Origin of the sequence: Enterococcus sp. DIV2402 (assembly GCF_017426705.2) — a bacterium.
Classification (GTDB): domain Bacteria; phylum Bacillota; class Bacilli; order Lactobacillales; family Enterococcaceae; genus Enterococcus_F; species Enterococcus_F lowellii.
In genome coordinates this window covers 3,045,686-3,066,165 of record NZ_CP147251.1, presented here as the reverse complement: position 1 = coordinate 3,066,165, position 20,480 = coordinate 3,045,686, and the positions used below count along the sequence as shown (strand labels likewise).

The 20,480-nt window shown below is 30.3% G+C and carries 21 protein-coding genes; all 21 read left to right on the top strand.

The window, feature by feature from the left end:
* Positions 1–41 precede the first annotated feature (41 nt).
* The 21 genes from DOK78_RS15005 (at position 42) to galU (ending at position 20,245) form a co-directional block, all read left to right on the top strand.
* On the top strand, positions 42–1,289 hold the full coding sequence (locus DOK78_RS15005) for a 3D domain-containing protein (protein WP_339076300.1): 1,248 nt from the start codon (positions 42–44) through the stop codon (positions 1,287–1,289).
* 292 nt (positions 1,290–1,581) lie between these two features.
* The gene (locus tag DOK78_RS15000) at positions 1,582–2,688 is read left to right on the top strand and encodes a hypothetical protein (RefSeq protein ID WP_207942067.1); all 1,107 of its coding nucleotides are present in this window, start codon (positions 1,582–1,584) and stop codon (positions 2,686–2,688) included.
* A 30-nt stretch (positions 2,689–2,718) separates the two neighbouring features.
* Positions 2,719–3,669: an LCP family protein gene (locus tag DOK78_RS14995; protein ID WP_207942068.1), complete on the top strand. Its 951-nt coding sequence runs from the start codon at positions 2,719–2,721 to the stop codon at positions 3,667–3,669.
* Between the two features lie 21 nt (positions 3,670–3,690).
* Positions 3,691–4,476, top strand: coding sequence for a YveK family protein (locus tag DOK78_RS14990; RefSeq protein WP_207942069.1), 786 nt, complete (start codon positions 3,691–3,693; stop codon positions 4,474–4,476).
* 9 nt (positions 4,477–4,485) lie between these two features.
* Entirely contained in the window at positions 4,486–5,184 is a 699-nt protein-coding gene (locus DOK78_RS14985; RefSeq protein WP_207942070.1) for a CpsD/CapB family tyrosine-protein kinase, read from the top strand.
* A 21-nt stretch (positions 5,185–5,205) separates the two neighbouring features.
* Positions 5,206–5,970 (top strand): tyrosine-protein phosphatase, encoded by a 765-nt coding sequence (locus tag DOK78_RS14980; protein ID WP_207942071.1) that lies wholly within the window; start codon positions 5,206–5,208, stop codon positions 5,968–5,970.
* A gap of 11 nt (positions 5,971–5,981) precedes the next feature.
* Entirely contained in the window at positions 5,982–6,680 is a 699-nt protein-coding gene (locus tag DOK78_RS14975; protein WP_207942072.1) for a sugar transferase, read from the top strand.
* A 29-nt stretch (positions 6,681–6,709) separates the two neighbouring features.
* Entirely contained in the window at positions 6,710–7,579 is an 870-nt protein-coding gene (rfbA, locus tag DOK78_RS14970) for a glucose-1-phosphate thymidylyltransferase RfbA (RefSeq protein ID WP_207942073.1), read from the top strand.
* Between the two features lie 10 nt (positions 7,580–7,589).
* A complete protein-coding gene (gene rfbC, locus DOK78_RS14965; protein WP_207942142.1) occupies positions 7,590–8,162 on the top strand; it encodes a dTDP-4-dehydrorhamnose 3,5-epimerase in 573 nt (190 codons plus the stop codon).
* A 13-nt stretch (positions 8,163–8,175) separates the two neighbouring features.
* Complete coding sequence (gene rfbB / locus DOK78_RS14960; RefSeq protein ID WP_207942074.1) at positions 8,176–9,204, top strand: dTDP-glucose 4,6-dehydratase; 1,029 nt, start codon at positions 8,176–8,178, stop codon at positions 9,202–9,204.
* 35 nt (positions 9,205–9,239) lie between these two features.
* Positions 9,240–10,088: a dTDP-4-dehydrorhamnose reductase gene (rfbD, locus tag DOK78_RS14955; RefSeq protein WP_207942075.1), complete on the top strand. Its 849-nt coding sequence runs from the start codon at positions 9,240–9,242 to the stop codon at positions 10,086–10,088.
* Positions 10,089–10,103: 15 nt separating this feature from the next.
* A complete protein-coding gene (locus DOK78_RS14950; RefSeq protein ID WP_207942076.1) occupies positions 10,104–11,270 on the top strand; it encodes a nucleotide sugar dehydrogenase in 1,167 nt (388 codons plus the stop codon).
* Positions 11,271–11,305: 35 nt separating this feature from the next.
* Positions 11,306–12,169, top strand: coding sequence for a glycosyltransferase family 2 protein (locus tag DOK78_RS14945; protein ID WP_207942077.1), 864 nt, complete (start codon positions 11,306–11,308; stop codon positions 12,167–12,169).
* A gap of 3 nt (positions 12,170–12,172) precedes the next feature.
* Positions 12,173–13,357 carry a glycosyltransferase gene (locus DOK78_RS14940; RefSeq protein WP_207942078.1) on the top strand — a complete coding sequence of 395 codons (1,185 nt, stop codon included), beginning with the start codon at positions 12,173–12,175 and terminating at the stop codon, positions 13,355–13,357.
* 11 nt (positions 13,358–13,368) lie between these two features.
* Positions 13,369–14,370, top strand: a complete 1,002-nt coding sequence (locus DOK78_RS14935; RefSeq protein ID WP_207942079.1) for an NAD-dependent epimerase — start codon at positions 13,369–13,371, stop codon at positions 14,368–14,370.
* 14 nt (positions 14,371–14,384) lie between these two features.
* On the top strand, positions 14,385–15,476 hold the full coding sequence (locus DOK78_RS14930; RefSeq protein ID WP_207942080.1) for a glycosyltransferase: 1,092 nt from the start codon (positions 14,385–14,387) through the stop codon (positions 15,474–15,476).
* 4 nt (positions 15,477–15,480) lie between these two features.
* Positions 15,481–16,131: a DUF1919 domain-containing protein gene (locus tag DOK78_RS14925; protein ID WP_207942081.1), complete on the top strand. Its 651-nt coding sequence runs from the start codon at positions 15,481–15,483 to the stop codon at positions 16,129–16,131.
* A 10-nt stretch (positions 16,132–16,141) separates the two neighbouring features.
* Positions 16,142–17,413: an oligosaccharide repeat unit polymerase gene (locus DOK78_RS14920; RefSeq protein ID WP_207942082.1), complete on the top strand. Its 1,272-nt coding sequence runs from the start codon at positions 16,142–16,144 to the stop codon at positions 17,411–17,413.
* A gap of 24 nt (positions 17,414–17,437) precedes the next feature.
* On the top strand, positions 17,438–18,856 hold the full coding sequence (locus DOK78_RS14915) for a lipopolysaccharide biosynthesis protein (protein WP_207942083.1): 1,419 nt from the start codon (positions 17,438–17,440) through the stop codon (positions 18,854–18,856).
* A complete protein-coding gene (locus tag DOK78_RS14910; protein WP_207942084.1) occupies positions 18,853–19,389 on the top strand; it encodes a serine O-acetyltransferase in 537 nt (178 codons plus the stop codon). The genes DOK78_RS14915 and DOK78_RS14910 overlap by 4 nt, the downstream gene beginning before the upstream one ends.
* Positions 19,373–20,245 (top strand): UTP--glucose-1-phosphate uridylyltransferase GalU, encoded by an 873-nt coding sequence (gene galU / locus DOK78_RS14905; RefSeq protein ID WP_207942085.1) that lies wholly within the window; start codon positions 19,373–19,375, stop codon positions 20,243–20,245. The genes DOK78_RS14910 and galU overlap by 17 nt, the downstream gene beginning before the upstream one ends.
* Positions 20,246–20,480 lie beyond the last annotated feature (235 nt).

Sequence of the window (20,480 nt, the reverse complement as noted above, 5' to 3'; positions counted from 1 at the left end):
TAATATACAAAGTTGGAGAATAAAAGGAAGGTGTTGAATTCGTGAAAGCGAAGAAATTTTTAGCAACTTGTTTGTTGGGAATGACTGTTACAGCGCCATTAGCAGTAAGTGCTGAGTCACTAGAATCTTTGGATAAAAAAGAAGAAGTACTTCTACAAAAAAGTGAAACAATTAGTGCTGATGTCCAATTAGCATTGCAAGATGTTAATCAGAAGTATCAAGAAGTAGAAGAACTGAAAGATAAAATAGCTAAAAATGAAGTGATTTTAGCATCCACAAAAGAAGAAATGAAAGCAACAGAAGAAAAAATTGCACAAAGAAAACAGCTCGTTGCGGATCGTTTACGAACGTTGCAGTTGAATCGAGCATCAGAAAATAAGTTGATGTTATTACTACAGGCTTCAAGTATTCAAGAATTTGTTAGTGGGGTGTATGCCATTTCTGTCTTGCAGACAGCTGAAAAAGATGCCCTAGATGAATTAGATGCAGAGGTAGCTAAATTACAAGAATTAGAAGTAACAGCCACCACTACACAAAAAGAACTTGAAACTAGTGAGCATGCCTTAGTGACTGAAGCAAATGATTTAGATTCAAAAATCAATGATTTGCAAGATCAACTTTCCGATAATCAAGACGCCTTACAATCTGTAGCTCAAAGTAAATATGTTGAGAACGAACGTCTAAAAGCAGAAGTGGAACGTAAAGCAGCCGAAAAGCGTGAAGCAGAGCAAGCGCGTCAAGCAGAAGAAGCCAAAGCTCAGCAAGAAAAAGAAGCAGCTGAAAGCCAAGCTAAAGAAACACAAACCGAAGAAAAACAAGAAACAACCGTTGAATCTGAAACCAGTTCTGAAGACACAAGTGCAAATACAACAGCAGAACAACCAGTGCAAACTGAAAAATCAACGAATACAACAATAGAATCTGAAACAAAAGTAGAAACACCCAAACCAGAAACGCCGAAACAAGAGACAAATATACAACCTGAAGAAACACAATCAACTGGTCGTGTATTATATATGGAATCCACAGCATATTCTTATGCGGAAGCTGGCGCAAGTTTCTATACAGCTTCTGGATTAGATCTAAGACAAAATCCACAAGCTGTTGCAGTTGACACGAGCGTTATTCCACTAGGAACCTTAGTAGAAGTAGAAGGATACGGTGTAGCAATTGCAGCTGATACAGGTGGGGCAATCAAAGGCAATATCATCGATGTTCACTTTAAAACTCCTGAAGAATGTCTTCAATGGGGACGCCGCTACAACGTCAAAGTCACGATTCTTCAATAACTAAGCAAACGAGCGATACAATCATTCTTACTTTAAAGGATGATTGTTTTGCTGTAAAAATACTACCTTTTCTGAAAAAAGGAGGTGTCTTTTAAAACGGATACAAACCCTTTTATATAAGGTGAAACTTAGAATACCAACGTTTTTTTTAGGCCTTAATGAAAATTGAATGAAAAAGATTTTCTTCCATTTATAGGGCATTTGCAGTAAAATTGGCATATATGTCTATTATAAAACGAAGTATAAATAAAAATATGAATAATAAATTAATACAAGGAGTGTTAATCAACAAATGAATAAAATGCTGAAAGGGCTTGGTGTGGCAGCTGTCGCAGTTGCTGCTGTTGGAATTTGTTATATTGGTTATCAAAAAAACAACGACCGTCAATATGAACAGCGTGTTTCTTATGCAGAAACAGCTGTCACAAATGAAAAATCAAAGTTGGATGAACTACAAAAAACTGTCGATGGATTATATGCCAGCAAAGACAAAGATTTTTTGAAAAAAGGGTTGAAAACAGCTGACGTAACTAAAGTAAAAAGTGATTTAGAAGCTGTCCGCGTTACAGCAGATGATTTTAATATCAAGGAAGGTTCATTACCTGAAGGAATTAAAGAATTAGAGAAACAAAAGACAGAAATTTCTAAGAACTTAACGGATGTTTCAGACAAATTAAGAATTCAAGAACAAACGAATAAACTATTTACCAAAGAAGTCCCAGATTGGTTGAAGTTTAAAGATGAGATGGCGATTCAAGATAAATTGAAAAAAAATCAAGTCGATGAAGTCAGCGAAAAATTATCATTATTTCCAGATGATAAATGGCGCAAAGTAGCTAAAGAGTATTTGAAAAGTGCCTCTGATCAAGTAAAAACCGCAGATGACTTACAAAAACGCTTTGATGAACTATTAAAAGAAGGCGCTATTGTTACGTATGAAGATTATATGGAAGTCTTAGCTAAAATAGAAGACATCCGCAATGAGAAATTAAAAGAAAAATTCACTGCCTTAGCAGAAGAAGTTTCGCACATTGTTGGTTTAGTACAAGAATCAACTTACGAAGAAGTGATTGAAACAGAAACCTATGAAGAACCAATTATTGAAGAAACTTATGAAGAGCCAATTATTGAAGAAACTTATTCTGAACCAGTTTATGAAGAACCAATACCTGAATCTTCAGAAGAACAATGGATACCAGAAACACCAACAGATACTGGTAATCAAGGTGAGTATGTTCCTCCTGTAGATAATGGTGGAAATACAAGTGAAAGTGCTGTAGAAAATCCAGAGACTACACCAAGTACTGAAACGCCAGCAACTGAAGAATCAACGCCAGTAATTGATTCTGGTAATGAAGCTAACCCAGAACAAACAACTGTTAGTTCAGCAACTGAATAAGAGTATTCGATAACAATGGAGGAATGACCAATGTCGCGAAGAAGTCGACGCAGTTCAAGAGGAAAAAAAATCTTTTTAACAATTTTTGCAATCGTTGCTGCGCTAGTTGTGATTGCAGCTGGTGTAGGTGCTAAATTGTACTTTGATTTATCAGGCTCAATTAAACAAACATACGAATCTGTTGAGCGGAAAAATGAAGAAACCAAGAAACGTCAACAACCAGTCGATTTAAACAAAAAAGAGCCATTTAGTGTATTGTTACTAGGAATTGATACTGGTGACTTAGGACGAACGGAACAAGGTCGCTCAGATACCTTGATGGTAGCCACAGTGAATCCAAATGATAACAAAACAACCTTAGTAAGTATTCCCCGTGATACCTATGTTGATATCGTTGGTTATGGCACACAAGATAAAATTAACCACGCTTATGCATTCGGTGGAGCAGCAATGTCTATGGATACTGTTGAGAAATATCTAGATATTCCAATTGACCATTATGTTTCAATTAATATGATGGGAATTAAAGAGTTAGTAGATGCTGTCGGTGGCGTGGATGTTAATAATGATTTGGAATTTGATTTAAGTGGAAATCATTATGCCTTTGGTCCTATCCATCTGAATGGTGAAGAAGTACTAGGCTATTTACGTATGCGGTATGATGACCCACGCGGTGATTATGGACGCCAACTACGTCAAAGAGCTGTTGTTGAAGCGGTTGTTAAAAAAGTTTTAACTTTAGATGGTGTTACTCAATATCGTAATATTCTTGATGCAATGGAAGGGAATATGAAAACTGATATGAGTTTTAATGATATGCAAAAAATTGCTTTGGATTATCGTGGTGCATTTACGACCATGGATCAATTGCAAATGCAAGGGGATGGCTTTATGCAAGATGGCGTATCTTATCAGCGTGTCAGTGAAGATGAATTGAATTCTGTTCAAAATAAATTGAAAAAACAATTAGATACAAAGTAATCGATAGAAAGTGGAGAAAAGATGGAAGAAACGGTTAGTTTAAAAGAAATTTTTGAAGTTTTGAAGAAGCATATTGCTCTGATAATTGTTAGTATGTTTATTGGTGTAGGTTTAGCAGGTGCGATTACATTTTTTGTAATTACTCCTCAGTATAGTTCGCGTGCACAGTTAATTGTTACATTACCTCAAAATGAAAATACAAACAGTAATTTAAACGATGTCAATTATAATTTGCAGATGCTAAATACCTATAAAGATATCATTAAAGAAGGAGATGCTTTAGCACTACAAGTACAAGAGAGGTTAGAGCAAGATTTTGATATTGTATTAACTTCAACTCAAATTAAAGAAATTTTAGAAGTGACACAATCTCAAAATTCACAAATGTTTTCAATTTCAGCAACAAGTCCAAAAGCCATTGATGCAGAGCACATTGCGAATACAGCAGCTGAAGTCTTTCAGGAGACAGTGAAGGATGTTTTGACAAATGTAGATAAAATTACGATTGTCTCAAAAGCAACTGCAAGTTCAACGCCAGTATCCCCAAATAATAAATTAAATTTAGCTATTGGTTTGTTATTGGGTTTAATTGTAGGAGTTGGATTAGCATTCTTAATGCAATTATTAGATAGAACAGTTAAAGATAGTCGTTTTGTAACAGATAATTTAGAATTTACTATTTTAGGTACTGTACCACAAATGACTCAAAAAGAAATTAATGCAACAACACAAAAAATGCCTAAGAAGTCAATAAAAAAAGTGGAAAGAGATGAAACTGCTACTAGACGTAGCCGTTCACGTGTGTAGGAGGATATCATGGCAAGAAAAGAACGTAAAGAACAACAAACTAATCCAGTAAGCTTAATTACTCTAGTAGATCCTTCATCACCAGTTTCAGAACAATATCGTACAATTCGAACAAATATTCAATTTGCCTCATCAATTGATCATAAATTACAAACATTAGTAATTACTTCCTCAGGACCAAGTGAGGGGAAATCAACAACTTCGGCAAATTTAGCAGTTGTCTTTGCTAAATCTGGTCAAAAAGTATTACTAATAGACGCAGACATGAGAAAACCTACAGTTTTTAAAACTTTTCAATTAACTAATGAAGTGGGGTTAAGCACTGTACTAAGTACAGGTGAAAATGTAGGTGATGCAGCTCAACAAACAAGTATTGAGAATTTGTCAGTATTGACTAGCGGACCAAAGCCACCTAACCCATCAGAATTATTGGGTTCCATGCGTATGGATCAAGTTATTCAAGAAGCAAGAAACTTATACGATATTATTATTTTTGATATGCCACCTGTGGTTGCAGTAACAGATGCTCAAATTATGGCATCGAAAGTAGATGGAACGTTATTAGTGATACGGGAAAATGTAACAAAAAAAGAATCTGTTACTAAAGCAAAAGAACTATTGCATATAGTAAATGCTCGAGTATTAGGTGTTGTATACAATGGTGCGGAACAAAGTAAAGATCAAGGATATTATTATTATTCTAGTTAATAGTTGAAGGAGTCGAATGAAATGATTGATTTACATTGCCATATTTTACCAGGAATCGATGATGGAGCAGAAAACATAGAAGATAGTATTGCGATGGCTGAAAAAGCTATTAGTCAAGGTATTACTCATATTTTATGTACACCACATCATAATAATGGTCGATATGAAAACACAAAAGAATCAGTCATTCATTCGGTTTCATTATTACAAGCTGAATTAGATAAACGTAATTTAAACTTGACTTTATTAGAAGGACAAGAAGTCCGAATCACTGGAGATTTGATTGAGGAAATTAATCAAAATCGAATCCTCTTTACTGATTTGGATGATACATATATATTAATTGAATTCCCAACAATGGATATACCTGCATATACTGAGCAAATTTTCTTTGAATTACGTGCACTAGGTAAAATACCAGTGATTGTTCACCCAGAGCGAAATGTGAAATTTAGAGAAGATCCTAATTTATTAATCCCTTTTTTAGAAATGGGATGCTTAGCACAATTGACTGCTCCAAGTATCGTAGGAACATTTGGTAAATCAATACGAAAAACATCAATAGAAATGGTAAAATATAATTTAGTACAAATGGTTGCTTCAGATGCGCATGGAGTTAAGAAAAGAACTTTTTATATGGATGAAGCATATAAAATAATTGAAAAAGAATTTGGAATGGAAAAAGTGAAACAAATGCAACAAGTGACTAAAGATTTAGTCAACGGGGATACAATCAATTATCCTGTATATCAAGAAGTGAAAAAGAAAAAATTTGGTTTGTTTTAGGAGGATTAACTATGGGGGAAAATATTCAATCTTCTAAAAAATTAGAGGAATTATCAATTAGAGATACGAGTAATATTATTAATCCAAAAATCATTGAAAAAAAATATTTTTATTTATTTGTCAAACGATTGATAGATATTATAGGAAGTACGTTGGGATTGGTTTTATTAACACCTTTATTTTTAGTTATTGCTATTTTAATGAAAAAAGAAGAGCCAACAGGACCGATCTTCTTTTCACAAATTAGAGTAGGAAAGTATGAAAAAAATTTTAAAATGTTCAAATTTCGATCAATGTGTGTAGATGCCGAAGAAAAACTAGCAGAATTACTACAACATAATGAAGTAGAAGGTGCAATGTTTAAAATGAAAGATGATCCTCGTGTGACAAGAGTAGGGAAATTTATTCGTAAAACGAGTATTGACGAATTACCACAACTTTGGAATGTCTTAAAAGGAGATATGAGTTTAGTAGGGCCTAGACCACCCTTGTTAAGAGAAGTGGTAGAATATACTGAATATGATAAACAAAGATTACTAGTTAAACCAGGATGTACTGGATTATGGCAAGTTAGTGGTAGAAATGAGGTTGGTTTTGATGAGATGGTTGAATTAGATATTACATATATAAAAAATTTAAGTTTGCGGAATGATATAACTATTATTTTGAAGACAGTTGGAATAATGATTAAACCTAATAGTGCATACTAAGAAAATTTATTATATGGAGGATATATATAGTGAAAGGAATTATCTTAGCAGGAGGATCAGGGACTCGTCTGTATCCACTAACAAAAGCAACATCAAAACAATTAATGCCCATTTATGATAAACCAATGATTTATTACCCAATGTCGATTTTAATGTTAGCTGGCATTAAAGAAATTTTGATTATTTCAACTCCACAAGATACACCTAGATTTGAAGAATTATTTAGAGATGGTTCTGAATTAGGAATTAGTATTGAATATGCTATTCAACCTAGTCCAGATGGCCTGGCTCAGGCATTCATTATTGGTGAGGAATTTATTGGTGAGGATAGTGTATGTTTAGTTTTAGGTGATAACATTTATTATGGTGGTGGTTTATCAAAAATGTTACAAGATTCTGCTGCTAAGCAATCAGGAGCCACAGTATTTGGTTACCATGTACATGATCCAGAGCGTTTTGGAGTAGTAGAATTCGATGAGCAGATGAAGGCTATCTCCATTGCAGAAAAGCCAGAAAAACCTAAATCAAACTATGCAGTGACTGGATTATATTTTTATGATAATGATGTAATAGATATTGCTAAGAATATTAAGCCTTCCCCTAGAGGTGAATTAGAAATTACTGATGTGAATCAAGCTTATTTAGAAAAAGGCAAACTTTCTGTAGAAGTTATGGGAAGAGGTTTTGCTTGGCTTGATACGGGGACACATGAATCTTTATTAGAAGCATCTACTTTTATTGAAACAATTGAGAAACGTCAGAATTTAAAAGTTGCTTGCTTAGAAGAAATTGCTTATCGTATGGGTTATATTACAAGAGAGCAATTAGTTGAATTAGCACAACCATTGAAGAAAAATCAATATGGACAATACTTACTACGTTTAGCAGGAGAATTATAATATGGGGAAAATCAAAGTAACTGAAACAAAATTACAAGATGTTAAAATTATTGAACCCGCAATTTTTGGCGATCATCGTGGATTTTTTACTGAATCTTATTCAGAAAAAGATTTTAGAGAAGCTGGAATTAATATTAATTTTGTTCAAGATAATCATTCGTTATCTACTCAAGCGGGAGTGTTGCGTGGTTTACATTTTCAAATAGGCAATGCGGCTCAAACTAAATTAATTCGCGTTGTAAGTGGAGCAGTGTTAGATGTTATTGTTGACATGCGTAAAGGCTCACCAACATATGGTCAATGGGAAGGTTATATCTTGTCTGAACATAACCATCGTCAATTATTAGTGCCTAAAGGCTATGCACATGGATTTGTTACATTGACTGATAATGTTAATTTCTTATATAAATGTGATAATTATTATAATGCTGAAGCAGATGGGGGCATTAATTTCTTATCACCAGAATTAGATATTATATGGCCTATTGATGTTGAAAAAGCTATCACATCTGAAAAAGATGCAAAACAACCAACCTTTGGAGAATTCGAAAAAGAAAATCCATTCGTTTATGGTGAAATTTAACAGGAGGGTAACTATGAAAAAAATAATAGTAACAGGTGGAGCAGGATTTATTGGTTCTAATTTTGTGCATTATGTAGTAAATAATCATCCTGAAATTCATGTAACAGTATTGGATAAATTAACTTACGCAGGAAATAAAGAAAACTTGGTAGGATTGCCATCTAACCAAGTAAAATTAGTCGTTGGAGATATTGCAGATGCAGAATTAGTTGATAAACTAGTTCAAGAAACAGATGCAGTTGTACATTATGCTGCTGAATCACATAATGATAATTCACTAAATGATCCATTTCCTTTTGTTCAAACGAATATTATTGGAACATATACGTTAATTGAAGCTTGTCGTAAACATAATATACGCTATCATCATGTTTCAACTGATGAAGTATATGGTGATTTACCTTTACGTGAAGATCTACCGGAGTATGGCGAAGGTGTTGGCGAAAAATTTACAGCGGAAACACCTTATAATCCGTCTAGTCCATATTCTTCAACAAAAGCAGGATCAGATTTATTAGTAAAAGCTTGGGTTCGTTCATTTGGTTTAAAAGCAACTATTTCAAATTGTTCAAATAATTATGGTCCATATCAGCATATAGAAAAATTTATTCCACGCCAAATTACTAACGTTTTAAGTGGAATTACTCCTAAACTTTATGGAGAAGGAAAAAATGTCCGTGACTGGATTCATACGAATGATCATTCATCAGCGGTTTGGGCAATTCTAACTAAAGGTCGTATTGGAGAAACATATCTAATTGGTGCGGATGGAGAAGAAGATAATAAAACGGTTATTGAATTAATTTTAGAATTAATGGGACAATCTAAAGATGCATACGAACACGTTCAGGATCGTTCAGGACATGATTTACGATATGCAATTGATTCTACTAAATTACGAGAAGAATTAGGATGGGAACCTGAATTTACGGATTTCCGTTCAGGACTAGTTGATACGATTCAATGGTATACAGATAATCAGGAATGGTGGAAATCTGAAAAGGAACTGATAGAAAGTAATTACGCAAAACAAGGTCAATAATAAAAAAATTTGTTTTTGAGGAAAGGAAAAAAATAGTGATTTTAGTAACGGGTAGGAATGGTCAGTTAGGTACTGAAGTATGTCATCTTTTAGATGAAAAAAATATTGATTATATCTCTACTGGCTCAAAAGAAATGAATATTACTAATTCAGAGATAACGATGAATTACATAAAAAAAATAAATCCGGATGTTATTTATCACTGTGCAGCATACACTGCTGTGGATAAAGCAGAAGATGAGGGGAAAGAATTAGCTGAGAAGGTTAATGTTGAAGGAACTCGTAATGTAGCGTTAGCAGCGAAAGAAGTAAATGCTGTTATGGTTTATATTAGCACAGACTATGTTTTTGATGGATTATTAAAAGACGGTGAATATGCTATTGATGCGCAAACAAATCCACAGAATGAATATGGGCGAACTAAATTATTAGGAGAACAAGCAGTTCAAGGAATTCTTGAAAAGTATTATATTATTCGAACTTCTTGGGTTTTTGGTCAGTATGGACATAATTTTGTATTCACTATGCAAAAATTGGCTGAAAATAGAGACACGTTGACTATTGTCAATGATCAGTTTGGTCGACCTACTTGGACAAGAACATTAGCTGAATTTATGGATTTTGTAATTGAAAAAAAATCGCCATATGGAATATACCACTTATCGAATGATGGTAGTTGTTCATGGTATGAATTTGCTAAAGAAATTCTTAAAGATAATAATGGTGTAACAGTTTTACCAGTCACATCAGAAGAATTTCCACAAAAAGCGAAACGTCCACAGTACTCTATAATGGATTTAAATAAATCTAAAAATTTAGGATTTAAAATTCCATCTTGGCAAGATACTCTTGAAATTTTTTTAGAATTAAATAAGTATGTATAAAGTGAGGACTATAAAATGAAAGTATCAGTTTTTGGATTAGGATATGTTGGTTTGGCGAACGCTCTATTGTTAAGTCAAAATGAACAAGTTAAAGCATACGATATCGTGGAAGAAAAAATTAGTATGTTGAAAAATAAAAAATCGCCTCTAGAAGACCCAGAAATTTATGAATTTTTAGAGCGAAATGATTTAAATATTGAATTTACAAGTGATTTTGACAATGCTGTGAAATTTGCAGATTATTTAATCATTGCTACCCCAACAGATTACGATGAACGGAAAAATTATTTCAATACATCTACAGTGGAAGATGTGATAAAACGTGCATTAGAAATTCGTTCAGATGCCACGTTTATTATTAAATCTACAGTTCCTGTAGGTTATACACTTGAAGTTCAAAAAAGCTTCAATACTAAAAATATCATATTTTCTCCAGAGTTTTTACGAGAAGGTAAAGCATTATACGATAATTTATATCCATCTAGAATTGTTGTTGGTGAGAATTCAGAGCGTGGAACAGAAATAGCAAATATGTTTAAGAGTAATACAAGAAAAGAAAAGGTTGAGACTTTGTTAACTAACCCAACAGAAGCTGAAGCTATTAAATTATTCTCTAATACTTATCTAGCATTACGTGTTGCATATTTTAATGAATTAGATACTTATGCAGAAGTCCGTAACCTTGATTCGAAACAAATTATTGAAGGAGTAGGATTAGATCCACGTATAGGTTCTCATTACAATAACCCATCATTTGGATACGGTGGATATTGTCTACCAAAAGATACAAAACAACTACGTGCCAATTATGAAAACGTACCAAGTAATATTATTGGAGCAATTGTAGATTCGAATACCACAAGAAAAGACTTTATAGCAGATCAAATAATTTCTAAAAATCCCAAAATAGTTGGAATTTATCGTTTAACAATGAAAGCTAATTCTGATAATTTTAGATATTCTTCAATTCAAGGTGTGATGAAACGAATTAAGGCAAAGGGAATTGAAGTGGTGGTATACGAGCCTACTTTAAATATGGATAATTTTTATAACTCCAAAGTAATAGAAGACTTTAATGAATTTAAAGAACTGTCAGATATTATTATTTCAAATAGATTAGAATCAGTACTAGAGGATGTTGTGGATAAAGTATATACACGTGATATTTTTGGTACTGATTAATTCAGGATGTTCTTTAAAAGAAAGGAGATAATACCATGAAAATAGCTCTAGCTATACCTACATATAATGCTGGAGAGCAATTTAAAGAGGTCTTAAATCTAATCAATAAACAAGCTAGTCAAATTGACTATAAATTAGTGGTAGATAGTTCATCAACAGATAACACTCTAGATATAGCTGGAAATTATGGGTTTAATACAAAAATAATTAGTAAATCTGATTTTTCACATGGAGGTACTAGAACCGAAATTGCAAAAAAATTATTTAAATTAGATTACAAGTATCTAATTTTTATGACTCAGGATGTTTTTTTGCAATCAGAAGCTTTGAAAAATATTATTGAGTATATCAAAGTCCATGATGCTGCTGTAGTTCGAGGTAAGCAAGAAGTGGACTTGAATAAAGGTAACTTATTTGAATATTTTGCTCGAAATCAAAATTATGGAGAAAAAAATTTATTATATACTAAATCTGATATTGCTGAGAAAGGGATAGATACAATATTTACTTCAGATGCTTTTGCGATTTATGATTTAGAGAAATTAAGTACTGTTGGATACTTTGGAACTAGTGGAAATGTTTCGGAAGATATGTTTGCAGCTCATAAATTGATTCAAAATGGTTATTCAATTGGATATTGTAGTAAGGCAAAAGTGTTTCATACACATAATTATACTATAAAACAAGAATATAATAGATATATACCTATTGGAAATTTTTATAAAGAACAACATGAATGGATTTCTAAATATGGTAAAACAAATCAAAAAGGTATTATGCTAGTATTAAACGAAATGAAGTTCTTAGTTTTAAATGGGAAAATATATTTAATTCCAACAGCTGTTTTGAGAAATGCTGCTAAACTTATTGGATTTCAAATTGGAAAAAGAGGAAAATAGTACATGAGTAATTTTTTAATTGTTAATGAAGAACATTTTGTGAAAGATTCCAATGGAGATTATTGGGCCAAAAGAATTATTAATGATGAATATTTATCCAGATATCTAGAAGTTTTTGATGAAATAACTGTATTTGCTAGAATTTCACGAGTTGAAAAAGCAAATAAAAAATTCAAAAAAATTACTTTATCAAATGTAAATTTTTTAGAAATGCCTGATTTTCATGGACCAAAAGATTTATTGAAAAATTCACTAAATATCATCGCTCAATTTAAAAAAGGATTAAGTAGTAATGATGGTGTGATTTTACGAGCTCCATCTCCATTATCCTTACTTTTATATAGATTCATTCCACCAAAGAAAGTGATGGGAGTAGAATTTATGATGGGAGCAGATAAATTCTTTGAAGGAAATGCTTTTTTTACAAAAATAGTTAATAAAATTATTATTAATGAAGCTAAAAAATTGGTATATAAAGCTAATGGAGTTTCATTTGTCACAAAAGAGCATTTACAGAAAATTTATATTCCTAGGGCTAATAATTTAAATGATAGTAAATATTTTACTACATCATATTCTTCAATAGATTTACAGCCAGAGTTTTTTTCTTATAGAAGTGAATTTAATATTCATTCATCTATTAAACTTATTGAGGTAGGATATATGGATTCTTTGAGAAAAGGACAAGATATTTTAATTGAGACAGTAAGTAAATTAAGACAAAAAAAATATGATGTAGAATTATATTTAGTAGGAGAAGGAAAACAAAAAGAATATTTTGAAAAACTAGCTAAAGAATATTCTGTAGAAAATAGTGTACACTTTTTAGGATCTATTTCAAATAAGTCGCAGATACGGGATTTACTCATTAAATCTGATATTTTCGTATTACCTTCAAAATCTGAAGGATTACCTCGTGTTTTAATAGAAGCAATGGCAACAGGTCTACCAATAGTAGCAAGTAATGTAGATGGGATACCAGAATTAATACAAAAAGAATTGATGGTAGATGATTTTTCAGTAGAAAAATACGTACAAAAAATTACTAGGCTTATAGATGATACGGATTATCGAAAGTTAATTAGTGAAGAGAATTATAAAAAAGCTCAAATTTACGAGAAGAGTGTATTGAATAAAAAAAGACAAGAATTCTATCATAAACTGAATGTATTATCCAATGAAAATTAGGAGGAATAATTTTGAAAATATTAATTACTGGGGCGGCTGGTTTTATTGGAGCTAGACTAGCGTATTTATTACCAAAAGAATATGAAATTGTTGGTTTAGATAATCTAAATGATTACTATGATATAAATATAAAATATGAACGCCTCAAGCTACTTAAGAAAAAAAGAAACTTTAGATTTATTAAAGAAGAATTGACCAATAAAAAGTGTATCGATAAATTATTTCATGAGGAAAATTTTGATGTTATTGTACATTTAGGAGCTCAAGCTGGGGTGAGATACTCTATAGAATCACCGTACTCATATATTGATTCTAATATTATCGGTACAATGAATATTTTGGAAGCTGCCAGACACTATCCTGTACAACATTTGATTTATGCGTCTTCAAGCTCAGTATATGGAGGTAATTCTAAAATACCTTTTTCAACCAACGATAATGTTGATCATCCTGTAAGCTTGTATGCTGCTACTAAAAAATCAAATGAATTAATGGCACATGCCTATAGCAACTTATATAAAATACCCACAACTGGATTACGATTTTTTACTGTGTATGGACCTTTGGGTAGACCAGATATGGCTTATTTTTCCTTTACCGAATCTATTTTAAAAGAAAAGCCTATTAAAGTTTACAATCAAGGAAATATGATGAGAGATTTTACTTATGTAGATGATATTGTAGAAGGAATTATTAGATTAATACCTCAACCACCTTTAGAAAATCAAAAGTGGGATGAAGCTGAAGAGGTTTCATCTAGTTGGGCCCCATATAAAATTTATAATATTGGTAATAATCATCCTGTACGTTTATTGGACTTTATTGAGACAATAGAAAAGCATTTAGGTATGAAAGCTAATAAAATCTTCATGGACATGCAACCAGGGGACGTAAAAACTACATATGCTGATGTTAGTGATTTGGAAGAAAAAATTGATTTTAAACCACAAACAAGTTTAGATATTGGTATAGGTAAGTTTGTTAATTGGTACAAAGAATATTATAATGTGTAGGGGAATGATGTATCATGAAAATAATATTTGTTTGTGATCACGGTCATTTTGGTGGCGCAACTCAAATGTTAGTATGGGTTGCTAGTCAAATGAAAAAAAAAGGTCATGATATTAGAGTTTTAACTTTTTGTAGTAGTCAAGATTTTAGAAGCTATGATGATAGCTTAGTATTTGATGATTTTAACTTTAAGGAACGTACACAAAATGAAAAGAGGTCCATGGTAGATTTTATTAAATTAAATAGAGACTATTTTAATTATATGAAACAACATCGACCTGATGTTGTAGTGAACTTTGGGGATCATTCATTTTATTTATCCTTCTTTTATAAAAAATTATTAAATTATTATTTTGTAATTTCAGAAAGAGTAGATCCATTCTATCCTATAAGTAAGCTTGCAGTGATAAGGCGTAAGCTTTATAATTTTGCAGATGGAGCTGTTTTTCAGACTGCAAAGGCTCAATCATATTTTTCAAATCGAATTATAAAAAAATCAAGAGTTATTTTCAATCCAGTAAAATTAAAAAGTAATAATTATTGGAAACATTCTAAACATGATAAAAGTTTTATTTACGTAGGTAGAATAGATATTAATCAGAAAAGGTTAGATTTACTTATTGATGCTTTCAATGATTTTTGTAAAGATAATAATAGATATATATTAAAAATATATGGAACTGGAAGTGAAAAAAATACCCAAAGATTACAACAAATGGTAGCTATGTACAATTTAGAAAAAAAAGTTGTGTTTAAAGGATATATAGACGATGTTGCAAGCGTATTATTAGAAAATGAAATTTTTGTATTAACCTCAGATTTTGAAGGAATTCCTAATAGCTTAATTGAAGCAATGGCTGTTGGTATGCCAGTAATTTCTAGTGATTGTAGCCCTGGAGGAGCAAGAGTGTTGGTTCAAGATAAAGAAAATGGATTGCTTTTTGAAAGAGGAAATAAAGAGCAGTTAGTAAGTTTAATGAATGAAATTGTTGATAATCATAAAATGCAAATAAGAATGGGAGAAAATGCAAGACAATCACTTTCTAAGTTTACTGAAGATACAATTTCCAGCCAATGGGAGGACTTTTTTTTAAATATAAGGAGTTGATTAGATGTTAAGGAAAGTAACGGGTAAATTAAAATCATTATTAAGAAATACAGGAAATAAATATTTTTCAAATTTTAGACGGCGCAAACTTATAAGAAAAGATTTTACTATTATATCTAACAATTGTTGGGCAGGAAATGTATATAGATATTTTGGATTACCATATAACACTCCTACAGTAGGTTTGTATATGTATCCACAAGATTATTTGAAATTTATTAATAATTTAAAATTGTATATAGAAACACCGATTTCATTTATAGATATTACTGAAAGCAAATATAAAATAGAATTAATAAAAAAAGGGCAAAATACTATCCCTATTGGGAAAATTTTAGATATAGAGATTATGTTTTTACATTATGATAATGAAGAGGAAGCTTTAGAAAAATGGAACAGAAGAGTTCAAAGAATTAACTATGACAATATTATTTTAAAATTTAGTCAAATGAATGGTTCAACAACGCAAGATTTAATGAGTTTTGATCAAACTAAAGGAAACTTTAAGAAAATATTATTTGTAAAAGATGAGGCATTAGCGCAAAAATATGAATCAGCAATTTACTTTAAAGGTTATGAAAATAAAAAAGAAATAACTAATGATACTACACACTTCAGAAGAGGATTGGATTTAATTAGATTTTTAAATAGATAGGAGAAAAATGGTGTTTATTCTAAATGTTTTAATATTAATTGTATCTTTATTTTTTTACAAAATTTATTTAGGAAATATATTTAATTTTCCTAATTTGTTTAATACATTATGGTTACTAATGATAGCTTTTAGTTATCAGAATATCCTTAATATTCCTACTCCATCTAATACAACATATCTATATGCATATTTATCCGTGGTAGTTTTTAATATTTCTTCAATTATTTTTTTGATGAAAAGAAGAAATAATAATGACAAAATTGATGAAAATAGCCGTTTAAACATTAAATCAAAATATAATTTATGGACTTTATTTTTTAGCTCAGTTGTGTCTTTTTTTTCTTTGCTGCCTTCATTACCAAGTGCTTTTCAACTTCTTAGAACTAGTGGTTTTCATGAAATAAGGAAAGAAGTTTTTTTATCTGAAGATAGCGGAAAAATGTTATTACAATGGGGAATCAACCCTTTGATAATTTGTGGTATTGTAATGAGTGTGGTGTTGCTTTTAAACAGTAATGAAAAAATAAATAAAAAATTTTTAGTTACTATTTTAGTTATCTCTATTATTAATTGTTTAATGTATACTATTATCTTTGCTGGCCGATTTTTATTAATGATTTGTTTTATTTCAGTAATTTTTGAAATTGTTATCCATTATAAAGGAAGATTATTTAAGATTTTTTTTAACAATATATGGCTTGCTATATCATTAGTATTAAGCATTATATTAGTTATAGTAATTTCAAATCAAAGAGTTTTAAGTAATTTAAGTTTTTGGAATATGACGTATGTTTATTTTTTTGCACCATTAAATCTTTTTAATGTATATATTGAGAATCCTGATTTTGGAAAATTGGATGACTTATTTAATGGTAAATTTATTTTTTCTGGGGTATACACACCAATAACTGTTTTGTTAAATAGAATATTCAAAACAGGTTTTTCTATCCCTTTAGCCACATTAAATGAAGTCACTAGTAATTTTGTTTGGATAACACCTTTTGTTCACATGAATAATAATAGCACGTATTTATATGCTGCATTACGTGATTTTGGCATACTGGGATTATTTATTTATCCTATGGTTTTAGCAAAATATTTTCAAGTTGTTTATAATAATTTTCTAATGAATAGGACAGTATTTACGGAATCTTTATATGCATATTCATTAGCAATGTTAGTTTTTTTGCTATTTGAATGGATGCCTGCACGTATTAATATTATTCTAGCAGGAGTTTTTATGTATTTGCTTTATAAAAGTTTTTTTATAAAATTAAAATAATTTATAATTAATGGGGATTATATAATGGATAAAAATAAATTAGCTGATAAAACAATGATAAAAAAAACCATTATTTATTTTATTGGTAACTTTTCTTCGAAAGTTTTAGGGACATTGATAATCCCTATATATGCTATATATCTTTCAGCTTCAGAGTTAGGAAACTATGATTTTCAACAGACGATAGCACAATTTGTTTCTCCAATTATAGTACTAGCTATATGGGAAGGTATATTGAGATATACTATAGGTTCCTCAAAAGAAAAAATGGAAAATATAGTTTCAACTTCAATAATATTTTCAATGATAATGTGTGTAGCCTCTTTTGTTATATTACATATTATTTATAGTAACATTTCAGCTTTTAATGAATATCTACATTTATATATACTCATGATTACGTTAACACCAGTAGTATCTGTATTGCAATTTTCTTCTAGAGGAATAGGAAAAAATACATCATTTGTATTTTCAGGAATATTCTCTACTATTATAAATATAGGTCTATTAATAGTTTTGGTTGTATTTATGAAAATGGGTATAGTGGGATTGTTGATTTCTACGATAGGAACGCAAATTTTCACTATCATATATATTTATATTCATGCAAAAATTTTTGAATTATTCTCTTTTTCAAAATTTAGCTTAAATTCGTTGAAAATACTATTAAGTTATTCTATTCCATTAATATTTAATCTAGTTTTTGCTTGGTTTTTAAATGGGTTTTCTAGATTTTTTGTAAATTATACATTTGGTGCTACTGAAAATGGTATTTTTGCATTTTCTTTGAAATTTGCTGCGATATTAGCAACTATAGGACAAGTTATTTCAATGGTTGTTATTGAGGATGCTATTTTATCCAAGGATGATAAACATTTTATTAATAGATTTGAAAAGAATATAGGAATTATATTTTCGACAATGCTTAATTTGTCTATTTTACTAATACCTTTAATTACCATATCTTACCAGTTTATAACAAACAATGACTTTAAAAGTTCATTAATATACATTCCATTTGTCATGTTAGGTACCATATTTATAAATATGTCTACCAATGTAGGATCTATTTTTAATGTTTTTAGCAAAACAACTAGTATTTTTATAACTTCTTTACTTGCAGCTTTTTCAAATATAATTGGCGTAGTTATTTTGTCGCATTTTTTTGGTGTATTAGGAGTAGCCTTTTCGTATTTAATTAGTGGCTTTGTTTTATTGTTGTGTAGATATATATTAGGTTCTAAAATTATTTATTATAAAATTAATTGGCGAGATATTAGTATTCAAATTATTATATATACATTTGTTTCGTTTATATCTTTATTAAATATTTTAATAATCAATATTGTATTAGAAATTGTTTTATTACTTTTCTACGTATACCTATATAGAAAGGGATTAGCAAAATATATAAATAAGTTTAAGGAGAGACTTATTAAATGATAAAGAAATTTAAGCATAGGGTGGTAACTATTTTAGATCCACAATCTAATTTTGAGCAACTATTAAATAAATATTTGTTCACTAAGAATGCTTTTTTAAAAAAAATATATAGATATAGAATGTTTAAAAATTTTAATATTATTATTGGAAAAAATACAAGAATTGGAAAAAATGTTAGATTTCCACATCCTTTTAATATTGTTATCGGAGATGGAGCTGTAATTGGTGACAATTCGATTATTTATCATGGTGTAACTATCGGTGTTAAAAGTCGAGAGGATATTTTGCTGAATAGAGTTAATGATGAACAAAAAATTATTTATCCCCATATTGAAAATAATGTAATAATTTATGCTAATAGTAGTATAGTTGGGAATATTATCATAGGACAGAATACTGTTATTGGTTCAAATGTCATTATTCATAGTAATATACCAAAAAATTCTATAGTAACTTTAAATCAAGAAATAAAAATTCGTAATAAGAGATTAAAGAATAGAGATAAGGAGCTTAAAAATGACACAAGTACGTAAAGCAATAATTCCAGCAGCAGGATTAGGAACAAGATTTTTACCAGCAACGAAAGCTATTGCAAAAGAAATGTTACCAATTATTGATAAACCAACAATTCAATTTATCGTAGAAGAAGCAATTGCTTCTGGAATTGAAGATATTTTGGTAGTGACTGGAAAAGCAAAACGTCCAATTGAAGATCACTTTGATTCAAATTTTGAATTGGAATATAATTTAGAAAAATCAGGTAAAAAAGAATTACTTGCATTAGTAGAAGAGACAACAGGGATTCGTCTACATTTTATTCGTCAAAAACGCCCATTAGGATTAGGTCATGCGGTATTACAGGCAAAGTCATTTGTGGGTAATGAACCATTTGTTGTTATGTTAGGTGATGATATTATGGTTGATGAGGTTCCTTTAACAAAGCAATTGATGAATGACTATGATAACACTAAAGCTTCTACACTTGCTGTAATGCCGATTCCTCATGAGGATACGTCAAAATATGGTGTAATTGATCCAACTTCTGAAGTTTCTAAAGGATTGTATGATGTAAAAGCATTTGTTGAAAAACCACAACCTGAAGATGCTCCTAGTGATTTGGCTATCATTGGACGCTATCTATTAAAACCAGAAATTTTTGATATTTTAGAAACACAAGAACCTGGTTTAGGTGGAGAAATTCAATTAACGGATGCGATTGATACATTGAATAAAACACAGCGCGTATTTGCTAGAGAATTTACTGGAAAACGTTATGATGTTGGTAATAAATTAGGAATGTTGGAAGCAAATATTGAATTTGGTTTGAAACATCCTGAAATCAAAGATGGGTTAAAAGCTTATTTAAAGGAATTAGCTTCAAAATTATAATAATAAAAAGTTTTTGATTAGATAGTATTAGTAAAAAGAAAACTTTAAAAGTAGGACATCAAAGAATCACTCGATTGTTTGATGTCTTTTTTTGTGCTATCAAAAATTTATATTCTTAAAATAGTATGATTATTGAGAAAATTAATAAGTTTATTATAAAAATAGTATTTAAGGAATTGTAATTTATTCGATAGTTGGATTATTTACCACATTATGTACATTTTTGAAATTTAAT

Excerpts from the sequence above, each read along its gene's own strand:
- DOK78_RS14995 (WP_207942068.1), top strand. The coding sequence starts at position 2,719 with ATGTCGCGAAGAAGTCGACGCAGTTCAAGAGGAAAAAAAATCTTTTTA.
- rfbB (WP_207942074.1), top strand. The coding sequence starts at position 8,176 with ATGAAAAAAATAATAGTAACAGGTGGAGCAGGATTTATTGGTTCTAAT.
- DOK78_RS14945 (WP_207942077.1), top strand. The coding sequence starts at position 11,306 with ATGAAAATAGCTCTAGCTATACCTACATATAATGCTGGAGAGCAATTT.
- DOK78_RS14940 (WP_207942078.1), top strand. The coding sequence starts at position 12,173 with ATGAGTAATTTTTTAATTGTTAATGAAGAACATTTTGTGAAAGATTCC.
- DOK78_RS14930 (WP_207942080.1), top strand. The coding sequence starts at position 14,385 with ATGAAAATAATATTTGTTTGTGATCACGGTCATTTTGGTGGCGCAACT.
- DOK78_RS14990 (WP_207942069.1), top strand. The coding sequence starts at position 3,691 with ATGGAAGAAACGGTTAGTTTAAAAGAAATTTTTGAAGTTTTGAAGAAG.
- DOK78_RS15000 (WP_207942067.1), top strand. The coding sequence starts at position 1,582 with ATGAATAAAATGCTGAAAGGGCTTGGTGTGGCAGCTGTCGCAGTTGCT.
- galU (WP_207942085.1), top strand. The coding sequence starts at position 19,373 with ATGACACAAGTACGTAAAGCAATAATTCCAGCAGCAGGATTAGGAACA.
- DOK78_RS14925 (WP_207942081.1), top strand. The coding sequence starts at position 15,481 with ATGTTAAGGAAAGTAACGGGTAAATTAAAATCATTATTAAGAAATACA.
- DOK78_RS14985 (WP_207942070.1), top strand. The coding sequence starts at position 4,486 with ATGGCAAGAAAAGAACGTAAAGAACAACAAACTAATCCAGTAAGCTTA.
- DOK78_RS14980 (WP_207942071.1), top strand. The coding sequence starts at position 5,206 with ATGATTGATTTACATTGCCATATTTTACCAGGAATCGATGATGGAGCA.
- DOK78_RS14910 (WP_207942084.1), top strand. The coding sequence starts at position 18,853 with ATGATAAAGAAATTTAAGCATAGGGTGGTAACTATTTTAGATCCACAA.
- DOK78_RS14975 (WP_207942072.1), top strand. The coding sequence starts at position 5,982 with ATGGGGGAAAATATTCAATCTTCTAAAAAATTAGAGGAATTATCAATT.
- DOK78_RS14915 (WP_207942083.1), top strand. The coding sequence starts at position 17,438 with ATGGATAAAAATAAATTAGCTGATAAAACAATGATAAAAAAAACCATT.
- DOK78_RS14950 (WP_207942076.1), top strand. The coding sequence starts at position 10,104 with ATGAAAGTATCAGTTTTTGGATTAGGATATGTTGGTTTGGCGAACGCT.